Source organism: Jiulongibacter sediminis (assembly GCF_001306455.1).
In the GTDB taxonomy this organism is placed as follows: Bacteria; Bacteroidota; Bacteroidia; order Cytophagales; family Spirosomataceae; genus Jiulongibacter; species Jiulongibacter sediminis.
The window spans coordinates 1-25,207 of the sequence record NZ_LGTQ01000016.1; the positions used below are offsets into that span (position 1 = coordinate 1).

Below are 25,207 nucleotides of genomic sequence, written 5' to 3' on the forward strand. Positions count from 1 at the left end.
CAATAAGTCTATGAACTTTATCCCTGAAATTTATCAGAGCAAGTGACTGATTTTATGTCTTAACCGTTGGCTTATTTCAGTCGTTATTTCCAAACGGGCTGCAAAGATGAAAGATTAATTTTTAACTACAAAACAAATCGCGAAAAAATTTAATTTATTTTTTCTTCATCTCAACATGTCTTTGAACTAAACCCCGCCTCTTTTCTGAATTGGGAGTGCAAAGATAGTAGAATCATTTTGTAATGCACAAGCCCCATTTCAAAGTTTTTTGACACTAAACTGCTAAGTTCCTTATTATCAATAAAAGCAGTTTTGAAATATTTTTGTCACACCTACTTATTCTTTGAATAGTACAATTAATGAACAGATTTAATGTCCTCCGGGAAGTTTCTGATTTGTTGAAAATAAAAAAGCTCTGAGCTATTTCACTCAAAGCTTTTTTAACATTAGAAGGTCTAAAGATGATTAACCGAGCACAGACTTTATATATTCTGACCCAGCCTCTGCCGGAAACTCCGAATCCTTAATAGCCCTTATAAAAGCAGAACCAATGATTGCTCCATTTGCATAATGACTGGCCTCGGTGAAAGTAGAATGATCTTTAATACCAAAACCGATTAACCTCGGATTTTTCAGTTTCATTTGATCCACCCTATCAAAATAGTCTCGCATTTCATCTGTAATACCAGAGGTAGAACCCGTGGTACTGGCCGAAGACACCATATAGATAAAGCCTGCAGAGTTTTCATCTATTCTCCGGATACGATCTTCTGATGTTTGAGGTGTAATCAGGAAAATATTGAAAAGGCCATATTTCTCAAAAACCGGTTTGAACTCTAATAGGTATTCATCCATCGGTAGATTAGGAAGAATAAGTCCATCGACACCTACCTCCTGGCATTTCTTACAAAAAGGCTCAAGCCCATACTGTATCAGCGGATTGACATCTCCCATGAGGATAATAGGAATTTTGATCTCATTCCGCATTTCCTTTAGTTGAGAAAAAAGCAACTCCACCGTCATTCCATTATCCAGTGCCTGAGTATTGGCTTTTTGAATAGTCTCTCCGTCTGCAACAGGATCGGAAAACGGAATACCAATCTCGGCGATATCGGCACCGGCCTTTTCAATAGCCCTCAGCAGAGGCATGGTGTCCTCTATTCCCGGGAAACCCGCCGTGAAATATATATTAAGTATGTCTTTGGGCTTTTCAATGAAAAGCTTTTCCAGTCTGTTCATCTTTTAACTTCGCTCCGTTGAGCAAATCGTGTTCTGTACTTTTCCTATTTGTGTAGATTAATCCTGTGTCCAATAATCAACCACTGTTACTTTATCAAGGTGTGGCCCAAGAATTTCGCCAAAAGCCTTGTGAGCCGGGTGTGGCAAATACACGGCACGCCCCTCCTCACTATCAAACGTCAAGGTAAAACAATGCGTTAGCCCTTCGTTTAAGCCTTCAGGACTATTATTAATTCCCCATTCAAAGCCTTTGATCTCGGGTATTTCGTTCGGAAGGTTAGCAAAGGCATCAACCACCGATTGAATATCTTCATCTGTGCTTTCATCTTTGAATTTGAACATCACGACATGACGTAATTTCGGGGAGCTCTCTTCTACTTCGGCCACCGCTGTATCTTCTGTTGCCATAGTACTTTCTTCATTTGAGGCACAGGCCGTAATTAAAGCGACCATAGCCAAAACCATTATTTTTTTCATTTCTATTAGATTATAGGGTTATAAATACTTCATGTAAGTTGCCAGATCCTTATCACCCCTACCCGATAAGCTGATTACGACCGTTTCATCAGATCCCGGTTTCAGGTAATCCAAGGCAGCAAGTGCATGAGATGATTCAATGGCTGGAATAATACCTTCTAACTTGGAGAGTTTCATGCCTGCCTTCATGGCCTCGTCATCAGTTATTCCATAAAAAGTAGCCCGGCCAGACTCCCAAAGATGAGCGTGCAAAGGGCCTATTCCCGGATAATCAAGACCTGCCGAAATAGAATGAGGCTCCACGACCTGCCCGTCAAGGGTTTGCATCATCAGGCTTTTACTCCCATGTAAAACTCCCGGCTTCCCCAGAAAGGTAGTGGCAGCGGATTTATCAGTTTTTACCCCATGCCCGGCAGCCTCAGCAGCAATGATCTTTACAGAAGGCTCATCTAAATAATGAAAATAGGTACCTGCAGCATTGGATCCTCCACCTACGCAAGCAACGACATAATCAGGATTCTCAGATCCGGTTTTCTCAAAAAGCTGCTTCCTGATTTCTTCTGAAATGACTGACTGAAAACGAGCGACCATATCCGGGTACGGGTGTGGCCCTACAACAGAACCTATTATATAATGAGTATCAACAGGATTATTAATCCAATGACGCATGGCCTCGTTAGTAGCATCTTTCAAAGTTCGCGAACCGCTTTTGGCCGGAACTACAGTAGCACCAAGCATTTTCATTCTTGCCACATTCGGTGCCTGCCTTTCTATATCCACCTCGCCCATGTATACAATACACTCAATTCCCATAAGTGCACAAACCGTAGCAGTGGCTACGCCGTGCTGACCGGCTCCAGTCTCAGCGACGATCTTGTTTTTGCCTAATCTCTTGGCCAGTAAAATCTGACCTATGGTATTATTAACCTTATGAGCTCCGGTATGGCAGAGGTCCTCTCTTTTGAGATAGATGGTAGTATTATATTCCTCAGAAAGTCGATTGGCGAGATAAAGAGGTGTTGGCCGACCAACATAATCAGTCAGCAACTGATTAAATTCTGCCTGAAAATCTTCAGTGTAGATAATATCCAGATAATTCTGACGAAGCTCTTCTACATTAGGATATAGCATCTCAGGAATCCAGGCTCCACCAAAATTTCCGTAATACCCTCTTTCATCAACGGCAAAAGCCGAGTTCTCAATCTGCAGCATTAATTAATAGGTGTTTCTAAACGAAGGGTAAAAATAGGGAATCAGAGCCAAAAGCGTTGAGATTTAAACTAAAACAATTTCAACTGACCCTTGAGATCCCGGAGCATTTCAATGTTTTTAAAAGCTGGCTCAATTTCAAATTTGCTGTTGACATCAATCCCAGCCAGCATCTTATGATTCAGTTCTTTTACTTCCGGGATATTTCTCAAATCAATACCACCCGCCAATAAAAATGGAGTCTTGAGCGAATATTGCTCAAGAAGTGACCAGTCAAAAGTGATCCCATGCCCACCAAAACCTCCTTTGGCTTTGGTATCAAAGAGGAAGTAGTCAACTTTTCCCTGGTACTCGTTTAATATTGAAAAATCAAAATCTTCGTCAACAGCGAATGCCTTGAACACTCCAATACCGCTTTCTTTCAGAGAATTACATTCTTCCGCAGATTCGTGGCCATGAAGCTGAACGAAATCAAGTTTATACTTAGATACAATTGACCTGACAACTTCGGGGTCTTCGTTGACAAAGACACCGACTTTTTTTGTTTTCGATAGAATAGAATGGAGAGATTGAGCATCGAAATCATCTCCAACAAACCGTTTCGACTTTTTAAAAAAGATAAAACCCATGAAGTCCGGCTGAAGAGCAGCTACATCTTTGATGTTTTGCTCATCACGCATTCCACAGACTTTCCATAGTAGTTTCATCTACCCCTTACTTTCTATAATGTAGGTTGATAACGCCGCCGCGGGGTCTTTGGTTTTCATGAAAGACTCTCCGATCAGAAAACCCTGATATCCCGACTTCCTTAAATCTTTGATTACAGAAGGGTCATTAATGCAACTTTCAGAGATTTTAACTTTATCTGTAGGAATGAGAGAAGACAAGTCAAGTGATGCCTTGAAGTTACTTTCATTAAAGTTTTTAAGATTTCTGTTATTGACACCAACAATATCGACATATTCCATCGGACTAGAAATCAGCTCCTCTTCGTTATGAACTTCAAGTAGTACCTCCATGCCTAGTTCATGGGCTTTAGCACCCAACTCATTTATTTTTTCAGGTGTTAAAGAGGCGGCAATTAATAAAACAACATCTGCCCCCCAGGCTTTGGCTTCACAAACCTGATATGGGTCAATCATAAAATCCTTTCTAAGAAGAGGTATATCCGGGTTTTTACTACGGGCCTTTATCAAATCATTTTTTGAACCACCGAAAAACGCTTTATCAGTCAAAACACTTACACCTGCAGCTCCGGAAAGGGCATAACCGGCTGTCACTTCCTCCACATCCACATTTGGGTTTATCTCCCCTTTTGACGGAGATTTTCGTTTGAACTCTGCAATAATACCCGACGAGCCCTCGGCCATAAGTGAGGCCTTCAAAGAATTGCATTTACGGTCAAAATATTTGCTGCTTCTCAGTTCATCTACTGAAGTTATCGACTTCGATGTAAATACTTCTTCTCGCTTATGCTGATTGATCTTTTCTAAGATTGTCATTCAAATTCTGTATTTGGGGCTGCAATTTGTGCCATTTTTTTGAAATAGAAACACTCTGTTTCTGACTAAACACAAAAAAGCCGCTATGCGTTGGCACAGCGGCTTTTCAGAATTTCTATATTCGTCTTATTTAGAAGACTTAGGAGTTACAGTACCGTTGATTCTCAAAATAACTGTTGAATTCTCAGCATTGCTGGTTACTGTGATAGTTTTCTTGAAAGCACCAGGACGGCCTGAAGTGTTGTATCCTACTTTAATTTCGCTGGTAGCACCCGGCATGATTGGGTCTTTGCTCCACTCTGGAGTGGTACATCCGCAAGAGGCCATTGCTCTGGAGATAACGACAGGTGCAGTACCGGTGTTAGTCAATTTGAAAGAATAAGTAGCCACAGGGCCTTCAGCCAAGGTACCGAAATCATGAGACTCAGTTTCAAACTTTAAAACACCCTGAGCATGGGATGCCACGGCGAAAAATAACACTGCTACGAAGGTGAATAATACTCTTTTCATTTCTTGTCTTATTTAGTTTTATGAACAAATTAATTACAAACTAGCAATACAAATAAACAACCAAACTAAGCCTGGTACAAATTCTTAACAGGTTCTTAACACGCCTAAAACCTGTAAATGAGATCAAAGCTTTCATTGAAAGGTTCAATATAAACTGGTATCTTTGCAGTTGAAAATACCCTTATTGCGACTAAGACCGAATAATATTCCTAAAGTATGAGCGAATACGCAACAAAGCCCTCTTTATCAAGTGGTTTTATCGTGGACACTAAAGAAATTCTTGCTGATTACCGGCTAGCGGTTGAGAGTCGTGAAGTCAGTCTGCTTGGCAGAAAAGACGTTTTCATGGGCAGGGCCAAATTTGGTATTTTCGGAGATGGTAAAGAGGTAGCTCAGATAGCCATGTCAAAAGTCTTCAGAAAGGGAGACTTCAGATCAGGTTATTATCGTGATCAAACGCTGGTAGCCGCCTTAGGTGGCCTTACCTGGACTCAGCTTTTCTCTCAACTTTATGCTCATGCTGACCTCAAATATGATATTTTTTCAGGTGGTAGATCTATGAACGCCCACTATGGGAATGCGTGGGTTGATGAGAAAGGAAACTGGTTAAACCAAACTCAACTTTATAATCATGTCATGGATGTTTCATCCACGGCAGGGCAAATTCCGAGAAGCGTTGGTTTAGGTTTTGCGTCTAAACTTTACCGCAATAACCCTGAGCTAAAAGGCAGTGACAATTTCTCTAAAAATGGAAATGAAATTTGTTTCAGCACAATTGGAGATGCTTCTACTTCGCAGGGAAAGTTCTTTGAAGCTATCAACGCCGCAGGTGTACTCCAAATTCCGGTAATTTTTTCAGTATGGGATGACGGCTACGGCATCTCTGTTCCTACGGAATACCAAACGACCAAAGGAAGCATTTCTGAAGCTCTTTCAGGTTTTCAAAGGGATGAGGAAAAAGAAGGTTTTGAAATCATAAAAGTCAAAGGATGGGATTATGTGGCTCTAATTGAAGCCTACCAAAAAGCTGCCCGTTTATCCCGTGACCAACACATTCCGTGTCTGATTCACGTCTATGAATTAACGCAACCTCAGGGACATTCTGCAAGTGGATCTCATGAACGGTATAAGTCAAAAGAGAGGCTGGAGTGGGAAAACGAAATGGACTGCAACCTAAAGTTCAGAGAGTGGATTCTTGAAGAAAAAATAGCAGAAGAAAACCAGCTGGAGGAAATCGAACAAGAGGCCAAAGAAACCGCCAAGTCTGCCAGACATGAAGCATGGGAAGCCTATAAAAGCTTTGTAAACAAAGATATTGACGAGGTTGTAAAATTACTGGATGAGGCTGCCGGATTCAGCAAGAAAAAAGCGGTCATAAAAAACCTCAAAAAAGAACTCAAAGGTAAATCGGCCATTAGAAAGGATGCGACGAGTGCCGCAAAACAACTTTTGAGAATTTTATCGAAAGATAAAAACCCGGTTTCGCCTAAAGTCAGAGTTTTTCTTCAAAAAATTGAGAAGCAAACGCAAATCGAATATCATAGTCATCTTTACAGCGAGTTTGATAATTCACCGCTGAAAGTTAAAGAAGTTAAACCCGTTTACTCTAAAGAACCGGAAGTTCTTAGTGGTTATCAGATCATCAATAAGTATTTTGACCAGCTTTTTGAAAGAGATAAAAGGGTTTTTGCTCTTGGCGAAGATGTCGGTAATATTGGTGACGTTAACCAGGGTTTTGCTGGCCTTCAGGTTAAATTTGGTTCTTTACGAATCGATGATACCGGGATAAGGGAAGATACAATCATCGGTCAAGGTATTGGTGCAGCCATGAGAGGCTTAAAGCCCATTGTTGAAGTTCAATACTTTGATTATATCTATTATTGCCTTTCAGTATTAACTGACGATCTGGCCAGTCTAAGATATAGAACCTTCGGCCAGCAGCAGGCTCCGGTTATTGTCAGAACAAGAGGCCACCGCCTGGAAGGCATCTGGCACTCGGGCTCACCATTGGCAGTAATGATCAATTCACTCCGTGGAATGCATATTCTTTGTCCAAGAAACTTTGTTCAGGCTTCTGGCTTGTACAACACCATATTAAAAGGCGAGGACCCGGCACTGATGATAGAGCCGCTAAACTCTTACAGACTTAAAGAGAAACTTCCTGAAAATCTTGGAGATATCTGTGTACCTCTCGGCAGACCAGATATTTTAAAAGAAGGGAAAGATGTAACTATCGTAACCTATGGCTCCATGTGCAATATTGTACTCTCAGCAGCACAAGAACTGGCAAAATATGGTATTCAGGCGGAAGTGATAGACGTTCAAACTCTTCTTCCTTTTGACCTTCATGGAGTTATTCTTGATTCCTTGAAGAAAACTAACCGTATTATTTTTGCAGATGAAGATATGCCTGGAGGTACTTCGGCATATATGATGCAGCAAATTATAGAGCATCAAAACGGTTATATGTACCTTGATAGCAAACCACTTACCATATCGGCTAAAGAACACCGCCCACCTTATGGCTCAGACGGTGATTACTTTACTAAGCCGAATGTTGATGACATTTTTGATGCCGGATACTCAATAATGAGAGAGTCAAAACCCTCAGACTTCCCTGAGCTTTAAATTAAAATTGAAGCTGTACACTAAAAAAAGCCTGCCTAGAATAATCTAGGCAGGCTTTTCAATATTTGATGTTTATATCAGCTTATCTCAAAATAAACTCAATTCTGGTTCCGGTACGCTTACCATCTGCATTAGTGTAGTAAGTTGAAGTATCTTCATCTCCAAAACCGTCATAAGAAACGCGAGATTTAGTCAAACACTTTTTCTGTAAGAAATAAGTGTATAGGGCACATGCTCTAAGCTTTGCCAATCTCACATTCGCTGATGTAGCTGCTCCATCGTTGTAGGCGTTTACGTGAATTGAAGCATCCGGGCATCTTGATAACAAATCGCAAACTCTCTGAAGAGACTTGTAAGATGTTGGGCGAATTTTGTTGGTACCACTGTAAAACTCAACTTGCTGTGCAGCATAATTCAATTCGTCAAGTTCAGCAGCAGATATCTCACAACCACTTTCCGTTTTGTAACCCATGAAAGGAGCTTCACCGTTAACATAACCTTCAGGACAGCCATCGTTTGAAATCAAACCTGGGATATCAGGACAAAGATCTTTGTTGTCTGGAACGCCATCACCATCTGAATCAGGGCAGCCATTGTCAGCGTCTCCCGCTACATTTATACAGTCATCATCAGTATCTGCAACACCATCTCCATCTTTATCAGGACAGCCGTTTGTAGAAGCAGGGCCCGGAGAGTTCGGACATTGATCATCTTTATCAGCAATACCATCTCCATCAGTATCAGGGCAGCCGTTCAGTTCCACTACACCTGCTAAATCAGGACACTCATCGTCCTTATCAGCCACACCGTCACCATCTCTGTCCGGGCAGCCATTCAAAGAAGCTAAACCATATAGCGTTGGACATTCATCATCTTTATCTGCAATACCGTCACCGTCAGAATCAGGACAACCCATTAACGAAGCAGGACCCGCTAAAGTAGGGCACTCATCCATTTGATCAGGAATTCCATCACCATCTGTGTCAGGGCAGCCTTGAAACTTACGAAGACCAGGAGTGTTTACACAGGCATCACATTTGTCAACCGTCCCGTCTTTGTCAGTGTCTTTGTCGCCAAAACGATAAGAACCGGTAAGCAAGCCAAGAAAATAACCATCATTTCTCTGATCATTTGCCGCCATACTAATACCATCGAGGTAATCAGATAGAGAATATCTGTATCCACCTTCAAGACCCAATGCAAATCTTTCAGCCAGATTCCACTTTACACCTAAACCAAACGGAATTACCGCTGCCCATTTTTGCAAATTATCCTGATCAGCCTGTAAGTCTCTAGGTAGTGGAGGAAATGCAGTACCTGGCTGAACTTCAACGGTTGGATTGGTGTACGTAACCCCGATTCCACCAAAGAGGTACGGAGCAAGCGTTTTTCTCGTTAACCCATCACAAGTAAACTTTCTTTCCTGAAAAGGGTAAATTTCGCCAAGTAAGGACGCCTCTACTAAAGGTGTTTTAAATTTAAGACCTCTGTAGTCCCAGTAGCCGTCAGGCTGAGAAAAGTCGTTTCCGGCTAACCCACCAACCAAAACTTGCGGACGAACAGCGAAATAGTCGCTGAGATGGCGTCTGGCAAAAACACCAGAAACAATTCGATTACCGGCTGCATATGGCATACTACAGTGAACATCTCCGAAATATTGTGTCAGACCTAGTGGTATTCCTATTTCCCAAGGAAACGGTTTACATACCTTACAGGTGTCCTGTTGTGCTTGAACATTGTAGCTCGCCAGTGATAAAATTGCGATGAGGGCGAATAAACCTTTTTTCATGTGTAATTGATGTATTTTAAAGATATTCCTCTTTCAACTCGTAAAGTTAGTTCCGCAGAACTCAATTATATAGTAAATTAAGCATTTTTTAAGGGATTGATAGCAAAACAAATCCTATTTTTTAGCCCCCTGAATTAATGGATACATTTCCGAAAACAACTCAAAGCCCTTCTCTTTCAATTTTCTTATCGTGTCTGCTCCATCCTATGGTTTTTAGGTAACTGCAAAGTAAAAAGCCATTCCTTAGTCAAATATCTCAAAACCAAAATAAAGAGCAACAACAAGGGCATCAAATTCCCCATTTCTACACATTTTCTCCGAAAGCAATAGTTAAAGATGATCCTGTTTTCATGGTATTCCCCGAATAGTCTTAATTTTAAGCTCACATAAAATTTCAGTGAATGACCAAATTTCTATCCATTTTCGGTTTTCTGAGTTTAATTCTTCTAAGCTCTTTTCAGAATTTTGGAGGAAAGACTGAATCCACTTTTAAAGCGATCAACAAAAATGTCGATCGTAAAAGCAACGCTTTTGAAAACCTAAAACTAGCCACTCAGCAAATAGGTCATCGCCTCACCGGATCAGAAAATGGTAAGAAAGCAGAAGATTTTATCGCGAATACTTTAAAAAGCTATGGGTACTCAAATACTGACTTCCAGCCTTTTGAAGTCAATTCTTGGAGCCGTGGAAAACTCGATTTGGTTATTGTGCCTGACAACAGTGATAACTTCAGAGAAGTAGATGCTGTTTCGCTAGGGCACTCTCCAAAAGCGGCCCATGTAAGGGCAAAAATTGTTGACTGTGGAGACGGACTTTATGAAGATTTTGAGAAAGTTGCCGTTGATCTAAATGGCAAAGTTGCTATGTTCAATGTAGATGTCAGATCCAGTAAAAACCAAGGCAAGAAAAACCTTCACCGGTCAGAGAAAACAGCATTGGCTATAAAGCATGGAGCTGTGGCAGTTATTTTAATCAATAAAGTTAAAGGAGATGTCCTGTTGACGGGCACGGCCTCCGTGACAGGGGAATTGATTGATATTCCTGCCATTTGTATTTCATATGATAGTGGCAGAAACATTCGTCATTGGATCTATGATGAAAAGAATATCACTGCGGATATTGATATGCTCAACTTTTTCAGACCGGTAAAGGCCAGGAATGTCAGGGCAATCCATAACGATAAAGCCAAAAATGCTTCAGAGAAAATTGTGATTGGGGCCCATCTTGACTCCTGGGATTTGGCTCAGGGAGCCGTGGATAATGGACTCGGAGCATTCTCAATTCTCGATATTGCCAGAGTATTCTCGGAGTTAAAACTCAAAACAAAGCGACCAATAGAGTTCGCCTTTTTCATGGGAGAAGAGCAAGGTCTTCTGGGCTCTAAGGCCTATGTAAATCATGCCATTGAGCATAAAGAACTGCAAAATATCGGCCTCATGATTAATCTTGACATGCTAAATAATTGTAGCGGATTCAATGCTTTTGGCAATGATGAATTAAAGACAATGATTGATGAGACCGGTGACATAATCTCAGAAATGTTCGGGGAATATGGGAACAACAATAGTAACCATGCAGGCCTGCACAGCGATCATGAGTATTTTATGCTTGCAGGCGTTCCTGTTTGTGTGCCTTCAGGGAAATTGACGGAAGACGTATTAAATTGCTATCATGCCGACTGTGATTCATTCGACCTGATCAATAAATCTGAAATTGAAAATAATGTCAAGTACGTATCTATGATGCTGTATGCATTGGCCAATGCCAAATCTTTACCAAAACACAAAAACGCTGAAGAAACCAGAGATTATCTGATTGCTCAGAACCTCAAAGAAGAACTAATTCTGGGTAAAAAATGGCGATGGTAAGTTCCACCTAATTTGATTTAATAGAAAATGCTCGCAACAACTTTTGGTGCCGCCGTTTATGGTGTTGACGCCACACTTATTACCGTAGAAATAAGCCTTATCAAAGGAGCCGGAACCAGTGTGGTTGGCTTACCTGATAATGCCGTTAAAGAAAGTTTACAACGAATAGATGCGGCTCTTAAAAATGAGGGTTACACGCAAGACAGAAAGAAAACTGTCATTAACCTGGCACCAGCAGATATCCGAAAAGAGGGCTCTTCTTATGATTTACCTATTGCCCTCTGCCTGACAACCATTGCCTGTGGTGTTACCTATGCCAAAGATATTTCTGAATATGTAATTCTTGGAGAATTGGCTCTGGATGGTAGTCTAAGACCCATAAAAGGAGTATTGCCAATAGCCATTGAAGCCAGAAAACAGGGCAAAAAAGGATTTATTCTGCCGAAAGAAAATGCAAGCGAAGCGTCAATTGTAAATGATGTTGAAATCATAGGTGTAGAATCTTTAAGTGAGGCCGTTGATTACCTGACTGGTAAAATTAACATTGCCCCTTTAGTGACCGATACCCGAGATATCTTCTATCATACCATCAATGATTATGAAGCCGATTTCTCACATGTGCAGGGACAAGAAAATATCAAACGATCGTTAGAGATAGCCGCAGCAGGCGGTCATAATGCCATCATGATAGGCCCTCCCGGTGCCGGAAAAACCATGCTGGCCAAGCGACTACCATCTATTTTACCTCCACTTACGCTGACTGAAGCTTTGGAAACCACCAAGATTCACTCGGTAGCCGGAAAATTAGGTGAGCGGGCTTCTCTCATCTCCAGAAGGCCATTTAGGAATCCGCATCATACCATTAGCGACGCCGCCTTGGTTGGTGGCGGAAGTTTCCCTCAGCCCGGCGAAATCTCATTGGCTCATAACGGCGTCCTTTTTTTGGATGAGCTACCCGAATTTAAACGAACGGTTCTGGAAGTGATGCGACAGCCGCTTGAGGAGCGAAAGGTGAGTATTTCCAGGACACGGCTTTCGGTGGAGTTTCCTTCCAGCTTTATGCTAATTGCCAGCATGAATCCATGCCCTTGCGGATATTATAACCATCCGGAAAAAGAATGCACCTGCCCACCGGGTGCCGTTGAGAAATACCTCAACAAAGTCTCAGGACCGCTTTTAGACCGTATAGATTTACATGTAGAGGTAACTCCCGTGAGTTTTGATCAAATATCATCCACCCGAAAAAATGAAAGCTCAGAGGAGATTAGAAAAAGAGTGGTGGCAGCCCGTGAAGTTCAGATTGAACGTTTTAAAGGCTATTCCAATATTCATAGTAACGCCATGATGCCGCCGGAGATGGTCAAAGAAATCTGCCGGATAGACGAAGCTGGAAAAGCTCTTCTCAAAAAAGCCATGGAACGCCTGGGGCTCTCTGCCCGTGCTTATGACCGCATCTTAAAAGTAAGCCGAACTATCGCGGATTTAGCTGGCACTGAAGAGATCAGAAACGAACAGCTGGCCGAGGCCATTCAATACCGTAGTTTGGATAGGGAGAATTGGGCAGGGTAGAGCTGAATAAAATTCTCAAGGGAATTCTTGAGTTTCTTTCTTATTACCTAACCAGATTCGATTAATTTATCTGGACAAATAAGGGGTTATTTGTGCTCAATTATTTTGTTCAGAATCAGGGTTTTATTTTCAAAACATTTCGCTTACCTTTGCACTCCCTTTTTGGGGACGTATAAATAAAGTAAACATTTTTAACAATTTACAATGCCTACTATACAGCAATTAGTAAGAAAAGGAAGAGAGCAGCTTAAAAGTAAGTCGAAATCTCCTGCATTGGATTCTTGCCCGCAGCGTCGTGGGGTTTGTACTCGTGTTTATACGACTACTCCTAAGAAGCCAAACTCGGCTTTGAGAAAAGTAGCTCGTGTTCGCCTTACAAACCAGAAAGAAGTGAACGCTTACATTCCGGGTGAAGGTCATAACCTACAAGAGCACTCGATCGTATTGATCAGAGGCGGTAGAATTAAGGATCTTCCGGGTGTACGTTATCACATCGTTCGTGGTGCATTGGATACAGCAGGTGTGGCTAACCGTCAGCAAGGTCGCTCTAAGTATGGTGCTAAGAGACCTAAAGTCGCTGCTAAGTAATTCCCATTGTTATAGATTTTAGTAGGAGGTTCGCCTCCGTTTAAGATATATACAGGGAAGTAATGCCACGCCAGCGTGGTGTGAATTAGTTTTTCAAAAACGAAACCTCATTAAAAAAACAGAAAGATGAGAAAAAGAAAACCACCGAAGCGTTACGTACTGCCTGATCCTAAGTTCAGAGATACTACTGTAACGAAATTCGTAAACAATCTGATGCTTCAAGGAAAGAAAAGCCTTGCTTACAGCATCTTCTACGGAGCTCTTGAATTAGTAGAGAAGCGTACCGAAGAAAATGGTCTTGAGACCTGGAAAAAAGCTCTTAACAATGTTAGCCCATCTGTAGAAGTAAAAAGCCGTCGTGTTGGTGGTGCTACTTTCCAGGTGCCTATCGAAGTTCGTGCCGAAAGACGTCAGTCATTAGGTATGAAATGGCTTATCAGCTACGCTCGTAAGCGTGGTGAGAAGACCATTACTGAGCGTCTTGCAGGTGAAATCATCGCTGCCTCAAAAGGCGAAGGTGCCGCAGTGAAGAAGAAAGACGATACACATAGAATGGCGGATGCCAACAAGGCATTCTCTCACTTCAGAGTGTAAGATCGACTTAAAAGTCTTAACAGAACCTTCTCGGTTTCCCGAGAAGGTTTTTTTATTGTCAAATGTTCGGTGATGGATATCCGACGTCAATGTTATTAGCTGACTGAATGACTGATAACCTATGACCGAGCTATACTTAGGCCCATGACAGTCAAAGCCATAGACCTGCAGAAATTCTGAGTTTTAAGGTTGAAGACCATACTTCTACTTGCACACTGAAAACTAAACCTAGGCCCCAATCCAATTGTACCCATCCCGATATGGCCTGAAAAGCAAATTGTTTGCTTCGATATCTCCTTTGAATTCGTTCTTTTTATAATTCCAAGCCAATGGCCTGCCCAGTTTCCAAGAGATAAGACCCAGGTGCATGGGCTTAGTCATTTCTTTGGCATAGGCCAGATTGCTCTCCGGTTGTTGTCGGGTTTTTACACAGTCGATAAAGTTTTGCTGATGCCCTGGTGAACGAAGAATTGTTTTTGGGATATCCTCGATATCCTTCAAGACTTCTCCATCAATTCTGATTTCACGACTGCTGTAATCGGCCAACATTGTTCCTTTGTCTCCGGTAAAAAAAGCTCCGATATGTTTTGTACCTGCACCCGGCACATCAGGAATTTCAGAACTCCAGCTTAAGTCTAGCTTTTTGAATTTATACTCAATATTTATACTATCGGGTGTATCACCAATACCGGCAGATTTAGAACCTGTTGCCGAAATACTCTCCAATTTTTGAGGGTTAATACTCCACCAAACAATATCAGCAATATGGCACCAGAAATCTTGAAAAATGCCCCCTGAATAATCTAAGAAGTAACGATAGGAAACATGACACCTTTCGGGGTGATACCTCCGCTCAGGAGCCGGACCTTGCCAGAAATCCCAGTTGAGTTCCTTCGGTACGTCCTGATAAGTGGCTTTCTCAAAAACTGGTGGACTTCCGGTTTTCCAAAGTTTAACATTATGCACTTTGCCGATAACGCCGGCCTGAATGAGTTCAGCAACCCGATGATAATTATCACCGGCATGTATTTGAGTCCCCAATTGAAAAATACGATTATTGGCTTTCATGGCCTCAAACATCAGCTCACCTTCTCTCAAAGTATAGGATAATGGTTTTTCACCATATACATCTTTACTAGCCTGGAAAGCCATAATAGCCACCTGAGCATGCCAATGATCTGGTGTGGCACAGCTGATGGCATCAATTTCAGGATCATCAAGAATTCTTCTGAAATCAGTGAATAGTTTTGGTTTCGCATCCGGGCGAATTTCTTTAAGCGTTTCAGCAGCTTTTTTCAGATGATTCTCATCCACATCACAAAGGGCAGCAATTTCCACCTCTGTGATACCTGCAAACCAACGGAGGTGATTTAATCCCATTCCATTAATGCCGATGAGAGCCACTCTAACCGTATCTGAGGGAGCCGGCTTACGCATCAGGTGGGGGAAATAGTAAAAGCCGGCCATTGAAAGGCCGGCTTTCTTTATGAAGGTCCGTCTATTTGTTTCTATTAGCATAGTTTTCATTAAGGGTTTTACCTCCTGAAAATAATGAAAACTATTGACTTTTCAGTTTCAGCTTGGTAATGGTGCCCCTACTGCCACACTACAATCATGACCCGGCTGACCATGTGCAGGATTGATCTTGACATTCGATGCAGTAGTGCCACTTGAAGGTAAAGGAGCTCCAACAGCCACGCTACAATCATGACCCGGTTGACCATGAGCAGGATTTAGCTTGACATTCTGATTAGCCTTGGAATTAGGCTGCGGTAGAGCTGCAGGCTGAGCAATATTGGTCAAAGCGGCTGATTGTTGTGCCACCGGCTGTACAGGCTGAGTTTGTACCGCCGCTCCTGAGTTTAAAGGGGCACCCACAGGTAGGCTACAATCATGACCTGGCATTCCATGAGCTGGATTCAGACCAGAAGAAGCTGTTGTAAATGTCGACCTCTGGGCCCCAAGATTCATGAGATTACCCAATTTGGTAGGTGGGTGTTTAACCGTACCTACAGAGGTTCTTTGAGTTGGAGTAGAAACGGGCTGAACTGCGAGTTCGGCAGAATTTGAGGCTGTCGTAGCACTCAAATCAATCGGTTGGCTTGGTGTTGTCGTAGCCGCGGAGGAGCTTGTATTTACAATATCGGTTGAGCCGTTATCAGAATTACAAGAAGTCAGAGCGGCTGCACCGATGAGTACAATTGAAGTCAGTTTTGTAAGGTTATTCATCATTAGGAAATCTTAAGTTTCTAAACAAAAGACAATAATGAGGCCAATTCGTCCACAAACCCACTCTTTATTTCAATTTTTTTAACCTAAAGTGGTCAAAAACAGGATTTTAGCCGATTTAAATTTCAAACAAGAGAGTCTACATTTCTTGCCTTGTGAATAAATAGCACAGAATTTGAAAGTACAATTTACCTATTTTTTCGGTGTATTTACTAACGCTTATTTCCCTTTCTTTCAACCGATTAGCATTCAATTCTAAATGCAACGTCCAAAACAAAAACCTGTCCTCTATTCATTTCAATTAAACCCCTAATCATCATGATTTTCAAAAAAGAAACTTTATTCCTATTCACCATGCTTCTTCTTTCTACAGGAGCAATCGCCCAATTAAACTATCTCCCACAAGGAAGCCCACGAGCCAAAGTGATGCAGAGGGTAGGCATCACCGACATTGTTGTAGAGTACTCCAGACCTCAGGTGAAGGATAGGGTAGTTTGGGGCAATCTGGTGCCGTATGGTCTTTCGCCCAATAATTTCGGGACTGCCGCTGAAATTCCCTGGCGTGCGGGGGCAAACGAAAATACTACCATTTATTTTCCGGCTGATGTGAAAGTGGAAGGCAAAGAGCTTAAGTCGGGCACTTACGGTCTGCATATGATTCCAAAAGAAGATGGTTCATTCACTGTCATCTTTAGCAATAATTCAAGTTCGTGGGGCAGTTACTTCTATAATGAAGCTGAAGATGCCTTGAGAGTAGAAGTTATGTCAGAAGAAGCACCACACCACGAAATGCTTACTTATGAATTTATTTCGGTTGGAAACGACAAGACGACACTCGCCTTATTTTGGTCCGAAAAGCAAATTCCGGTTCAGATAGAAGTACCAACCACTGATTTGGTTATTTCACGAATAAAGGATGACCTCAGAAGTCAAGTTGGTTTTTCACGCCAAAGCTGGGAACAGGCTGCCGGATATGCTTTACGAGCTGGAGAAATCGATCAGGCAGAGCAATGGATCAATGCCGCTATTGCCGGCAACTTTTTCAGTCAGAAAACATTTCAAAACCTGGTGACAAAATCAGCCATACTAAAAGCTAAAGGTGATACCGGAGAGGCCGACAAGGCTCTTGATGAGGCAATTTCAATGGCTAATATGGCCCAGTTAAACACCCTTGGTTACCAGCTACTTGGTCAAAAGAATTTTGATAAAGCCATTGAGGTCTTTGAGCTAAATGCAAAAAATAACCCAAGCAATGCTAACGTATTTGACAGCTTGGGTGAAGGTTACAAACAGGCAGGAATGAAAGACAAAGCTATCGCAAATCTAAAAAAATCACTTTCACTAAACCCGCCGGCTGCAGTAAAGGCCAATAGTTTGAAATTATTAAAAGAACTGGGAGTTGAAATAGCACAGTAGTTATTACAAAAAGGGAGACAATTGCCTCCCTTTTTGATCTTCTTTTCTCTAATTTGAAGTATCAATAGAAAGCCATTTGAAACAAGTTGTCCTCTACTTTTTACCTTTTTATATACTTCTTTTTCCCCAAGCCTTCGCTCAGGAATTAGCAGATAGAAAAAGTCAGTTTACCTTATTTGACGTTGAGTTTTCATACTCTAAGTCGGATGCTGAAAACTCCAGCCCCAGCAAATCTCACTTCTATGTCAAAAATCATTTAATCAATCCAAATCGCCCTGTTGATTGGACTTCCCCTGTTAATTTCAGAGACGGTCTGGTTCATATCAGAATAGACGTGATTGAAAAGCCCATGGGAAATGAGCCTACTAAATGGACCATTTGCTATATCCCAAATCGGGGACAAGACAATGGTTATGGCTGTACGTCTACTGACTTATTCACCAGCGAAGGTGTTTTTGAGAAGGACGTAAGCATGCATGATTTCTGGGAGAACCAATCCATCATCTGGACTGAAGGCATCAAGCAAATGGACCTTGTTATAAAAGATGAAAGTGGAGGCCAGGGGCACGCCCACAAAAGAAAGGATCACGAAAAGTTTTTCCCAACCCGAGTTAGAATCTCCATGATACAGGTAGCCGAGGGTTATCAATATAACCCTCGGCTATTACCTGAAAAACCTATGAAAGTTGTTAACTAAATTACCTCACCGCCTGTCTGGCCAGAAGCTTCCAGATCCCGCTGTCTTTGGTCCAGACGTAAAGTATTTTTAGTTTAATATTCGAGGTATTCTGACCACTTAACAAATCGGCGTCCATAACTCCTCTTACCCAGGCGACATCTCCTTTTATGGTAATTTCCTGATCAGTAAAATCAATTCTGGTAAAATTGGTCTGTCCGGTCAGCAAGTTATTTCTGAAGGCATCTTTGTCTTCAATGACTCCACTGGAGTGGCCATACGTAAGTTCCTCTGCCGTCAAATAAGTCAGTGCCATGGAATCCGGTTTCACCAGAGCCTCGTGAAATTGCAAAACAGACTGATCCAAAGCTTTTGAATTCAAATCAAGTGTACGCAAAAAAGCAAGATGCATGGGCAGTTGAACCCCGGTTCTGGCCGACTCATCCTCAATAAAATGATATTGAACGCCTGTTTCACGAGCCGCCTTCATCACCTCCGCAATATTTACGTCTCCATCTCCCAGTACCACATTTCTCTCTTTATCCTGTCTTCCGTTCAGATTATCGATTGACCCGTGCATCCTATCTTTCAGATGAGTTACCTTAACCCTGCCAGGATATTTACGCATTAGTTTGGCCGGATTTTGCCCTGGATTACGCATCCAGAAAACATCCATCTCCAGATTTACATACCTTTGGTCCAAGTTTTCCATCATATAATCAAACATAGTACCCGGCCCGTCGTAAGGTCTGAATTCATATCCATGAGCATGATAAAGGAATTCTATGCCGGCTTCAGCGAATTGTTTCCCCGCAGCATTAAAGACTCTGATTCCCTTTTTCATATCCTCAAAGGTGAAATCATCACCTTTATGAGGAATCCAATAACAGACAGCATACTTGGCACCGTAGAATTTAACATTATCAATGTGCTTGGCCACTTCTTCCGGTTTTTCAAGATTTTCAAAACCGGTACCCATAGCCATCACCTGAAGTCCATGTTTATCCAGCAAAGCCTTGTATTCTTCACGAGACATACCCCTAGCTCCGCCACCTTCCAGATACTTTATGCCCATGTTTTTGAGTTTTATTAAGGTGGACTCTACACCCTCGGAACGCATATAATCCCGGGCAGTGCCCATAATAATTCCAATCTCCTGAGCCTGCAGTTGGAGAGTACAAATGGCTATCAAAGCCAATGTTAGTAGTGCTTTCATTTGTTTCATTTCAATAAGGGTTTTATTCAAAATAAAACAAAAGCGTCCCAACAATGAGAGAGAAGATGGTGATTCCTTGAAAGGAGATCGTCAAAAAGTGAAATTTCGGGGATTGTTGTCCAGGAAAAAGGTTTCTTTAAAAGGCATATAAACCACCTTTTTTGTCTCAAAAAACTCCTCTTCAAAAAAGTTTGAGAGTTCATTGAGTTGGTACGGCCTCTTGGTTTCATTCAGCTCTTCGTCCAGGTCCCCGCCTTTGAGATATAAAATGCCATTATCAATCGAATTGATTGATCTATCCTCAAATTTATTATGAATCCACTGGATAAACGGCTTCATACGGGTTACCGCCCGGCTCACCACAAAATCGTATTTGCCTTTAACCTTTTCGGCCCTTTCGTGCTGAGAGGTTAGGTTTGTCAAACCAATAGCCGTAGAAACCTCATTTACCACCTTAATTTTTTTGCCGATGGAATCGACCAAATGAAATGAACTATCAGGAAACATGATAGCTAAAGGAATTCCAGGAAAACCTCCACCAGTACCAACGTCCAGAATTTTTGAGCCCGGGGCAAATTGATGGACTTTTGCAATGCCCAGCGAATGAAGCACGTGACGCTCATAAAGGGTGTCAATATCTTTTCTTGAGATCACGTTGATCTGAGAATTCCAGATACCGTATAACTCCTGAAGCTGAGCAAACTTGTCTTTTTGATGATCCGTAATACCCGGGAAATATTTGAGAATGATATCCATGCCTAACGCCACTTAATTTTTTTCGGGTTTGAGAAAACCGTTACAATCCCAAAGATCAGTAAATACCATAGATAGAGAAAATCAAGGTAGGGTAATTTCCATGAGTTCACTGTGAAACTGAGCTTTTTGTTACACAAATAAAGGATGAGCCAACGTAAAAACTGCCAACCCAAAAAGACTCCGGTTATAACACGCATCCAGTTAGAATAAGGTGTGTATTGCTCAAAACCGTAAGGTTCTAACCACTCATTGGTTACTTTAAGCCATTCAGGTAAAATAAACCACTCCGGACCTGCGAAAAATGCGGGCACAACAAAAAGCCATGAAAAGATGAAACTAAACCAAAGCAAACCAATGGTCAGTTTATCTCTGAATTTATAACGTTTACCCACCGATAAATGCCTCCTTTTTTGAGTGACCCAATCTTTATAGGTCAGTTTTGGCTCTGAGTACATATAAGTATCAGGATCAGTACTTATTCCGGTATTTTGACGGTTGGCCATGGCATTAACAAGCAGATCGTCGTCACCACTCAGAAGACCGAGGTGAGTGGTAAAACCATTGACTTTCCAGAAGTTTTCCCGTTTGTACATCAGGTTTCTTCCAACACCCATAAACGGGAAACCCGACTTTGCAAAAGATAGATACTGAATGGCCGTTTGAAGAGTTTCATACCGGATAAAGGCATTGAGCACCCCGGGATACTTATAATAGGGGGAGAAACCAAGTACTACATCGGCCCCATCAGAATTTTGTAAGGCCATTTTCCTGATCCATTGATCAGAGTTTGGTCTGCAATCAGCATCAGTTAATAAAACCAGCTCTTTTGTGGCTTTCTTAATCCCCATGGTAACAGCATATTTTTTTGCCGTAAAGTGCTCAGGCAAAGCCTTCACGTGGACAAACTGCACATTTTTGAAATTACCTTCATTAGTGCGTAGATAGTCGTAAGTTCCGTCAGATGAGCGGTCGTCCACGACAATAATCTCAAAATCGAGGTAATCCTGAGAATCAAGCATTGGGAGCAATTCCTGTAGATTATAAAGCTCATTCCATGCGGCTATCACCACTGAAACTCCGGGAAAATTTTCAGGCTCTTCCTCTTTATTTTTATGCCGTATCAGAGCCGTAAAAACAAAAAGCAGATAAATACACTGAACCAAAATGGCCACTCCGAAGATGGCAGGAATCACATACTCCCAAATCACTTAAATAGTGGTGTTTAAATTTGGCCAAATATACGTATTCATTGAAACTTAAATTTTATGTGGGCAGATTAAAGCATAATTTTGCCGGATGAAATTTGAGCTAACAACAAAAGATGCCGGTTCTAAGGCTCGGGCGGGTAAAATCATTACTGATCATGGTGAAATTTTAACTCCCATTTTTATGCCCGTTGGTACCGCAGGTACGGTTAAGGGTGTTCACCAAAGAGAACTAAAAGACGATATAAAAGCTCAGATTATTCTCGGAAATACCTACCATTTGTATCTGAGGCCAGGCCTTGAAATTATTCAGCAGACTGGTGGACTTCATAAATTCAATGGCTGGGATGGACCAATCTTAACCGACAGCGGTGGATATCAGGTTTTTTCACTCAAAGAAATCAGAAAAATTACTGAAGAGGGGGTCAAATTCAACTCTCATATTGATGGCTCAAAACACCTGTTTACCCCGGAAAATGTGATGGATATTCAGCGTACTATCGGGGCAGATATTATTATGGCTTTTGACGAATGCCCTCCCTACCCTTGTGAATATGATTACGCAGAAAACTCGATGCATCTGACACATCGCTGGCTAAAAAGATGTATCAACCGCTTTAATGAAACGGAAGGCAAATATGGTTATTCGCAAGCCCTTTTCCCGATTGTTCAGGGAAGCGTTTATAAAGACTTAAGAAAAGCTTCAGCAGAATTTATTGCCGAGCAAAATCAGGCAGGTAATGCCATTGGAGGTCTTTCAGTAGGTGAGCCAGCCGAAGATATGTATGAAATGCTGGAGGTGGTCAATAATATACTGCCAGAAGAAAAACCACGCTACTTAATGGGTGTAGGCACTCCGGCCAATATTCTTGAGGCCATTGCTCTGGGTACTGATATGTTTGACTGTGTTATGCCAACCCGAAACGCCCGCAATGGAATGCTTTTTACTACCGAAGGCATTATCAATATCCGGAATAAAAAGTGGAAAGATGATTTTAGTCCGATTGACCCGGGGTTAGATAATTATGCCAGCAATTTTTACTCAAAAGCATATCTAAAACATCTGATCAAATGTCAGGAAATGCTGGGAGCTCAGATCGCCAGTATTCATAATCTTGCTTTTTATTTATGGCTGGTGAAGCAAGCTCGTGAACATATTCTTGCAGGTGACTTTACTAGCTGGAAAAACGAAATGACTAAAAAGCTGATGCAGAGACTGTAAGGTCGGAGCCTAAAAATATCGACAAATTTTATCGATATTTTTTCATGAAATATTTGCCGGATATATCCACTTCTTATACTTTTGCAACTCGATTTCAAGTCGAGGAAATATTCCTCCTTAGCTCAGTTGGTTAGAGCATCTGACTGTTAATCAGAGGGTCCTTGGTTCGAGCCCAAGAGGAGGAGCATCTAAAAGCCTGTCAATCATTTGATTGTCAGGCTTTTTTCATATCAAGGTCGTCCTGAAATTCCTTAAACAAAAAAGCCGATGCAGCATTTGCACCGGCCTTTCAATTCGTATTTTAGGAAAGCTATTTAGTTTGAAGCGTAATCTTTGTATTCGTTATCATGATATAAAAAATGTTCATCATTTAGCTTTTCCAGTGAGTTCTCAAAATACTTAGCACTGTAAAAACCTGAAAGCTGAGCAATTTCCTTACCACGGTAATCGGCGACCAATACTGTTGGAAAAACCTTGATTCCAAACTTTTCAACAATCTCCATTCCTTCATTAGAATCAATATCAATCCGATAAACCAGAAAGTTTTTATTTACGAAATCTGCAAGATTGGCATCACTGTAAGTTTCAGCCTCCATTTTTTTACATGGACCGCACCAACTTGCCCAGAATTCGATTAAAACCGGCTTGCTTAGCTGCTGAGCTTTTCTGAGGAAATTGTCATAGGAGCCTTTGTAGAACTCCACCTGACTGTTTTTAGATTGTTGAGCGTATACTACCGAATGCAGCATCACACTTATTAACAGGATGGAAATTACTCTTTTCATTTTGCACGTACACTTAGGTAGTAGTTTCGAATTCAATAAACGTGCCAAAGGAGCTAATCTTGTATTAACCTGCACGATATAAGCCTTTTCAGAGCACTTTAAACATTATCTATTGATTAATTTAAAACATATTTTGACGAACCAAAAAGAATTTTGATCTTATTTGGCTTTAGAATGCAACCATATCGAACCATGTCTGCATCTAGTCAGTGAAACCGGCGATTTATGACAAAGATTTTATCGCTGTTTGATTCAGAGTATGAACTCGCCAAAGCAATCAAACAGGGTGATAGAAAAGCCCAAACCTTATTATATGACCGCTATTCCGGATTAATGCTGGCCATCTGCCAACGTTATCTCGGTGATAAAATGTTGGCGGAAGATGTAATGATTCAGGGCTTTATGAAAATCTTTGACAAAATTGGCCAGTTTAGCTTTAACGGCAGTTTTGAGGGTTGGATAAAACGCATAATGGTGAATGAGGCCCTGATGAAACTGCGTTCTGTAAAGAACATTGAAGTTGATATGGACGAGGTCTCGGCATCGAATTTTAAGACGAACGAGACTACATCACTGGAGCGGGAAGACTTGATGAAGATGATTCAGAGTCTCCCTCAGGGCTACAGAACAGTTTTTAACCTGTACGCCATTGAGGGTTACAGCCATGCCGAAATTGCAACGCAACTGGGTATCTCTGAAGGCACATCAAAGTCTCAATTAAGCCGGGCAAGAGCTCTTCTTCAGGAAAAGCTCGCCGGACTAGACAATGAATTAAGACAAACCTTAAAATGACATCGATAAGTAAAATGAAAAAACATCCTATTGATGACTTATTTAATCGGCAGCTCAAAGACTTTGAAGCTTCTTCATCTGATGACCTCAGAAAGCGATTTCTTGAGCATTTAGAGGAAAAGGAAGAACAGAAAAAAGGCGGATTTGTCGTTTGGAGGCCCTATTTCGCAGCGGCAGCCTCTATTGCACTGATTCTAGGTCTGGGTTGGTCATTTTATACCTATAATTATGACAGCCTTGATCACAAAACTCAAAACATGGCAACAAATGCCCCGGCGGCTGTTGAAAAAACTGCTGATAAGCCAAATATTGAACTTACTTCTGAGCCTGAGTTGATTAATGAGGAATTCTCCAAACAATTAGCATCCTTTCCACAGGACACCGAAAGTCCGACAAAGAAAAACTCTGTAAAAAAAGTTGAACAGGTTCATGAGATTTCTAACGAGGAATTAAATCAGGCCCGTAAAATTCAACCAATGGTATCAGCCACTGGTGTTTTAGAACTTGATGAACGTATTCCTGACGAACTCACTCTTGCCCTTGAGTCGTCAGTGAGGAAAGAAAAACAGGAAGCGAGTCGGAATGATAAAATTAAAGACGGGATTTTCACAAAGGCTGCTGGTGAAACCATTATTATAGTAGCCTCAGACTTTGAAAAAGAAGAAAAAATATACCTGCCTGAAATCAATGAAGACTCACCCATAAGCATGGCGGAAGCCACTGAGATTGGTGAAGATAAAATGGGTATTGATAAGACTTTCATCAGTAAAGTGTTCACCGAGATTAAACACTTCAAACACGGGGAGAAAATAGCTCTCGATAAAATAGATGAACACATAGAGGTGGCGTATAACGAGGATACCTTTATTGGACATGAAGCAATGGAGCTTAGGCAAAAAGTAAACTGGCTCAAAGACAAACTCTCTAAATAGTAAAC

Annotated in this window: 23 protein-coding genes and 1 tRNA gene; 11 read left to right on the forward strand and 13 right to left on the reverse strand. The window is 41.5% G+C overall.

Going from position 1 to position 25,207, the window contains the following annotated elements; translation table 11 throughout:
• Positions 1-465: 465 nt before the first annotated feature.
• The 6 genes from trpA to AFM12_RS18835 all read right to left on the reverse strand — a co-directional run bounded on the left by trpA (position 466) and on the right by AFM12_RS18835 (position 4,937).
• Positions 466-1,239 carry a tryptophan synthase subunit alpha gene (gene trpA / locus AFM12_RS18810; protein WP_055151818.1) on the reverse strand — a complete coding sequence of 258 codons (774 nt, stop codon included), beginning with the start codon at positions 1,237-1,239 and terminating at the stop codon, positions 466-468.
• Positions 1,240-1,296: 57 nt separating this feature from the next.
• Positions 1,297-1,716, reverse strand: a complete 420-nt coding sequence (locus AFM12_RS18815) for a Dabb family protein (protein ID WP_055151821.1) — start codon at positions 1,714-1,716, stop codon at positions 1,297-1,299.
• An 18-nt stretch (positions 1,717-1,734) separates the two neighbouring features.
• Positions 1,735-2,928 (reverse strand): tryptophan synthase subunit beta, encoded by a 1,194-nt coding sequence (gene trpB, locus AFM12_RS18820; protein WP_055151823.1) that lies wholly within the window; start codon positions 2,926-2,928, stop codon positions 1,735-1,737.
• 68 nt (positions 2,929-2,996) lie between these two features.
• Positions 2,997-3,632: a phosphoribosylanthranilate isomerase gene (locus AFM12_RS18825; protein ID WP_055151826.1), complete on the reverse strand. Its 636-nt coding sequence runs from the start codon at positions 3,630-3,632 to the stop codon at positions 2,997-2,999.
• Positions 3,633-4,427 carry an indole-3-glycerol phosphate synthase TrpC gene (gene trpC / locus AFM12_RS18830; RefSeq protein WP_055151829.1) on the reverse strand — a complete coding sequence of 265 codons (795 nt, stop codon included), beginning with the start codon at positions 4,425-4,427 and terminating at the stop codon, positions 3,633-3,635.
• Between the two features lie 126 nt (positions 4,428-4,553).
• Positions 4,554-4,937 carry a DUF1573 domain-containing protein gene (locus tag AFM12_RS18835; protein ID WP_055151832.1) on the reverse strand — a complete coding sequence of 128 codons (384 nt, stop codon included), beginning with the start codon at positions 4,935-4,937 and terminating at the stop codon, positions 4,554-4,556.
• 216 nt (positions 4,938-5,153) lie between these two features.
• Between AFM12_RS18835 and AFM12_RS18840 the strand changes: the two genes are divergently transcribed.
• Positions 5,154-7,565, forward strand: coding sequence for an alpha-ketoacid dehydrogenase subunit alpha/beta (locus AFM12_RS18840; protein WP_055151835.1), 2,412 nt, complete (start codon positions 5,154-5,156; stop codon positions 7,563-7,565).
• A gap of 82 nt (positions 7,566-7,647) precedes the next feature.
• Here AFM12_RS18840 and AFM12_RS18845 read toward each other — a convergent pair whose 3' ends face one another.
• Positions 7,648-9,354, reverse strand: coding sequence for a DUF6089 family protein (locus tag AFM12_RS18845; protein WP_055151838.1), 1,707 nt, complete (start codon positions 9,352-9,354; stop codon positions 7,648-7,650).
• A 401-nt stretch (positions 9,355-9,755) separates the two neighbouring features.
• Between AFM12_RS18845 and AFM12_RS18850 the strand changes: the two genes are divergently transcribed.
• From AFM12_RS18850 to rpsG, 4 genes are all read left to right on the forward strand, one after another.
• The gene (locus tag AFM12_RS18850; RefSeq protein WP_055151841.1) at positions 9,756-11,222 is read left to right on the forward strand and encodes a M28 family peptidase; all 1,467 of its coding nucleotides are present in this window, start codon (positions 9,756-9,758) and stop codon (positions 11,220-11,222) included.
• Positions 11,223-11,249: 27 nt separating this feature from the next.
• On the forward strand, positions 11,250-12,791 hold the full coding sequence (locus AFM12_RS18855; RefSeq protein WP_055151844.1) for a YifB family Mg chelatase-like AAA ATPase: 1,542 nt from the start codon (positions 11,250-11,252) through the stop codon (positions 12,789-12,791).
• Between the two features lie 204 nt (positions 12,792-12,995).
• Positions 12,996-13,379, forward strand: a complete 384-nt coding sequence (rpsL, locus tag AFM12_RS18860) for a 30S ribosomal protein S12 (protein WP_055151847.1) — start codon at positions 12,996-12,998, stop codon at positions 13,377-13,379.
• A gap of 126 nt (positions 13,380-13,505) precedes the next feature.
• Positions 13,506-13,973 carry a 30S ribosomal protein S7 gene (gene rpsG / locus AFM12_RS18865; RefSeq protein ID WP_055151850.1) on the forward strand — a complete coding sequence of 156 codons (468 nt, stop codon included), beginning with the start codon at positions 13,506-13,508 and terminating at the stop codon, positions 13,971-13,973.
• Between the two features lie 228 nt (positions 13,974-14,201).
• Here rpsG and AFM12_RS18870 read toward each other — a convergent pair whose 3' ends face one another.
• Together AFM12_RS18870 and AFM12_RS18875 are read right to left on the reverse strand one after the other, a co-directional pair.
• Complete coding sequence (locus tag AFM12_RS18870; RefSeq protein ID WP_055151972.1) at positions 14,202-15,491, reverse strand: Gfo/Idh/MocA family protein; 1,290 nt, start codon at positions 15,489-15,491, stop codon at positions 14,202-14,204.
• A 57-nt stretch (positions 15,492-15,548) separates the two neighbouring features.
• Positions 15,549-16,205, reverse strand: a complete 657-nt coding sequence (locus AFM12_RS18875) for a hypothetical protein (protein ID WP_055151853.1) — start codon at positions 16,203-16,205, stop codon at positions 15,549-15,551.
• Between the two features lie 315 nt (positions 16,206-16,520).
• On the opposite strand from AFM12_RS18875, the gene AFM12_RS18880 reads away from it, so the two are divergent.
• Together AFM12_RS18880 and AFM12_RS18885 are read left to right on the forward strand one after the other, a co-directional pair.
• Entirely contained in the window at positions 16,521-17,618 is a 1,098-nt protein-coding gene (locus tag AFM12_RS18880) for a DUF2911 domain-containing protein (protein ID WP_055151856.1), read from the forward strand.
• A 76-nt stretch (positions 17,619-17,694) separates the two neighbouring features.
• A complete protein-coding gene (locus AFM12_RS18885; protein WP_095533247.1) occupies positions 17,695-18,315 on the forward strand; it encodes a hypothetical protein in 621 nt (206 codons plus the stop codon).
• 1 nt (position 18,316) lies between these two features.
• On the opposite strand, the gene AFM12_RS18890 is transcribed toward AFM12_RS18885, so the two are convergent.
• From AFM12_RS18890 to AFM12_RS18900, 3 genes are all read right to left on the reverse strand, one after another.
• A complete protein-coding gene (locus AFM12_RS18890; protein WP_131458492.1) occupies positions 18,317-19,510 on the reverse strand; it encodes a TIM barrel protein in 1,194 nt (397 codons plus the stop codon).
• Between the two features lie 90 nt (positions 19,511-19,600).
• The gene (rsmG, locus tag AFM12_RS18895) at positions 19,601-20,266 is read right to left on the reverse strand and encodes a 16S rRNA (guanine(527)-N(7))-methyltransferase RsmG (protein WP_055151866.1); all 666 of its coding nucleotides are present in this window, start codon (positions 20,264-20,266) and stop codon (positions 19,601-19,603) included.
• Positions 20,267-20,268: 2 nt separating this feature from the next.
• On the reverse strand, positions 20,269-21,474 hold the full coding sequence (locus AFM12_RS18900; RefSeq protein WP_055151869.1) for a glycosyltransferase: 1,206 nt from the start codon (positions 21,472-21,474) through the stop codon (positions 20,269-20,271).
• Between the two features lie 88 nt (positions 21,475-21,562).
• Between AFM12_RS18900 and tgt the strand changes: the two genes are divergently transcribed.
• Together tgt and AFM12_RS18910 are read left to right on the forward strand one after the other, a co-directional pair.
• On the forward strand, positions 21,563-22,693 hold the full coding sequence (gene tgt, locus AFM12_RS18905) for a tRNA guanosine(34) transglycosylase Tgt (RefSeq protein WP_055151872.1): 1,131 nt from the start codon (positions 21,563-21,565) through the stop codon (positions 22,691-22,693).
• A 111-nt stretch (positions 22,694-22,804) separates the two neighbouring features.
• Positions 22,805-22,878: transfer RNA gene (locus AFM12_RS18910), tRNA-Asn, on the forward strand.
• Positions 22,879-23,007: 129 nt separating this feature from the next.
• On the opposite strand, the gene AFM12_RS18915 is transcribed toward AFM12_RS18910, so the two are convergent.
• Positions 23,008-23,478, reverse strand: coding sequence for a thioredoxin family protein (locus AFM12_RS18915; protein WP_055151875.1), 471 nt, complete (start codon positions 23,476-23,478; stop codon positions 23,008-23,010).
• Between the two features lie 225 nt (positions 23,479-23,703).
• On the opposite strand from AFM12_RS18915, the gene AFM12_RS18920 reads away from it, so the two are divergent.
• Both AFM12_RS18920 and AFM12_RS18925 read left to right on the forward strand, forming a co-directional pair.
• Complete coding sequence (locus AFM12_RS18920) at positions 23,704-24,270, forward strand: RNA polymerase sigma factor (RefSeq protein ID WP_055151878.1); 567 nt, start codon at positions 23,704-23,706, stop codon at positions 24,268-24,270.
• Between the two features lie 14 nt (positions 24,271-24,284).
• The gene (locus tag AFM12_RS18925; protein WP_055151881.1) at positions 24,285-25,202 is read left to right on the forward strand and encodes a hypothetical protein; all 918 of its coding nucleotides are present in this window, start codon (positions 24,285-24,287) and stop codon (positions 25,200-25,202) included.
• Positions 25,203-25,207: the final 5 nt, after the last annotated feature.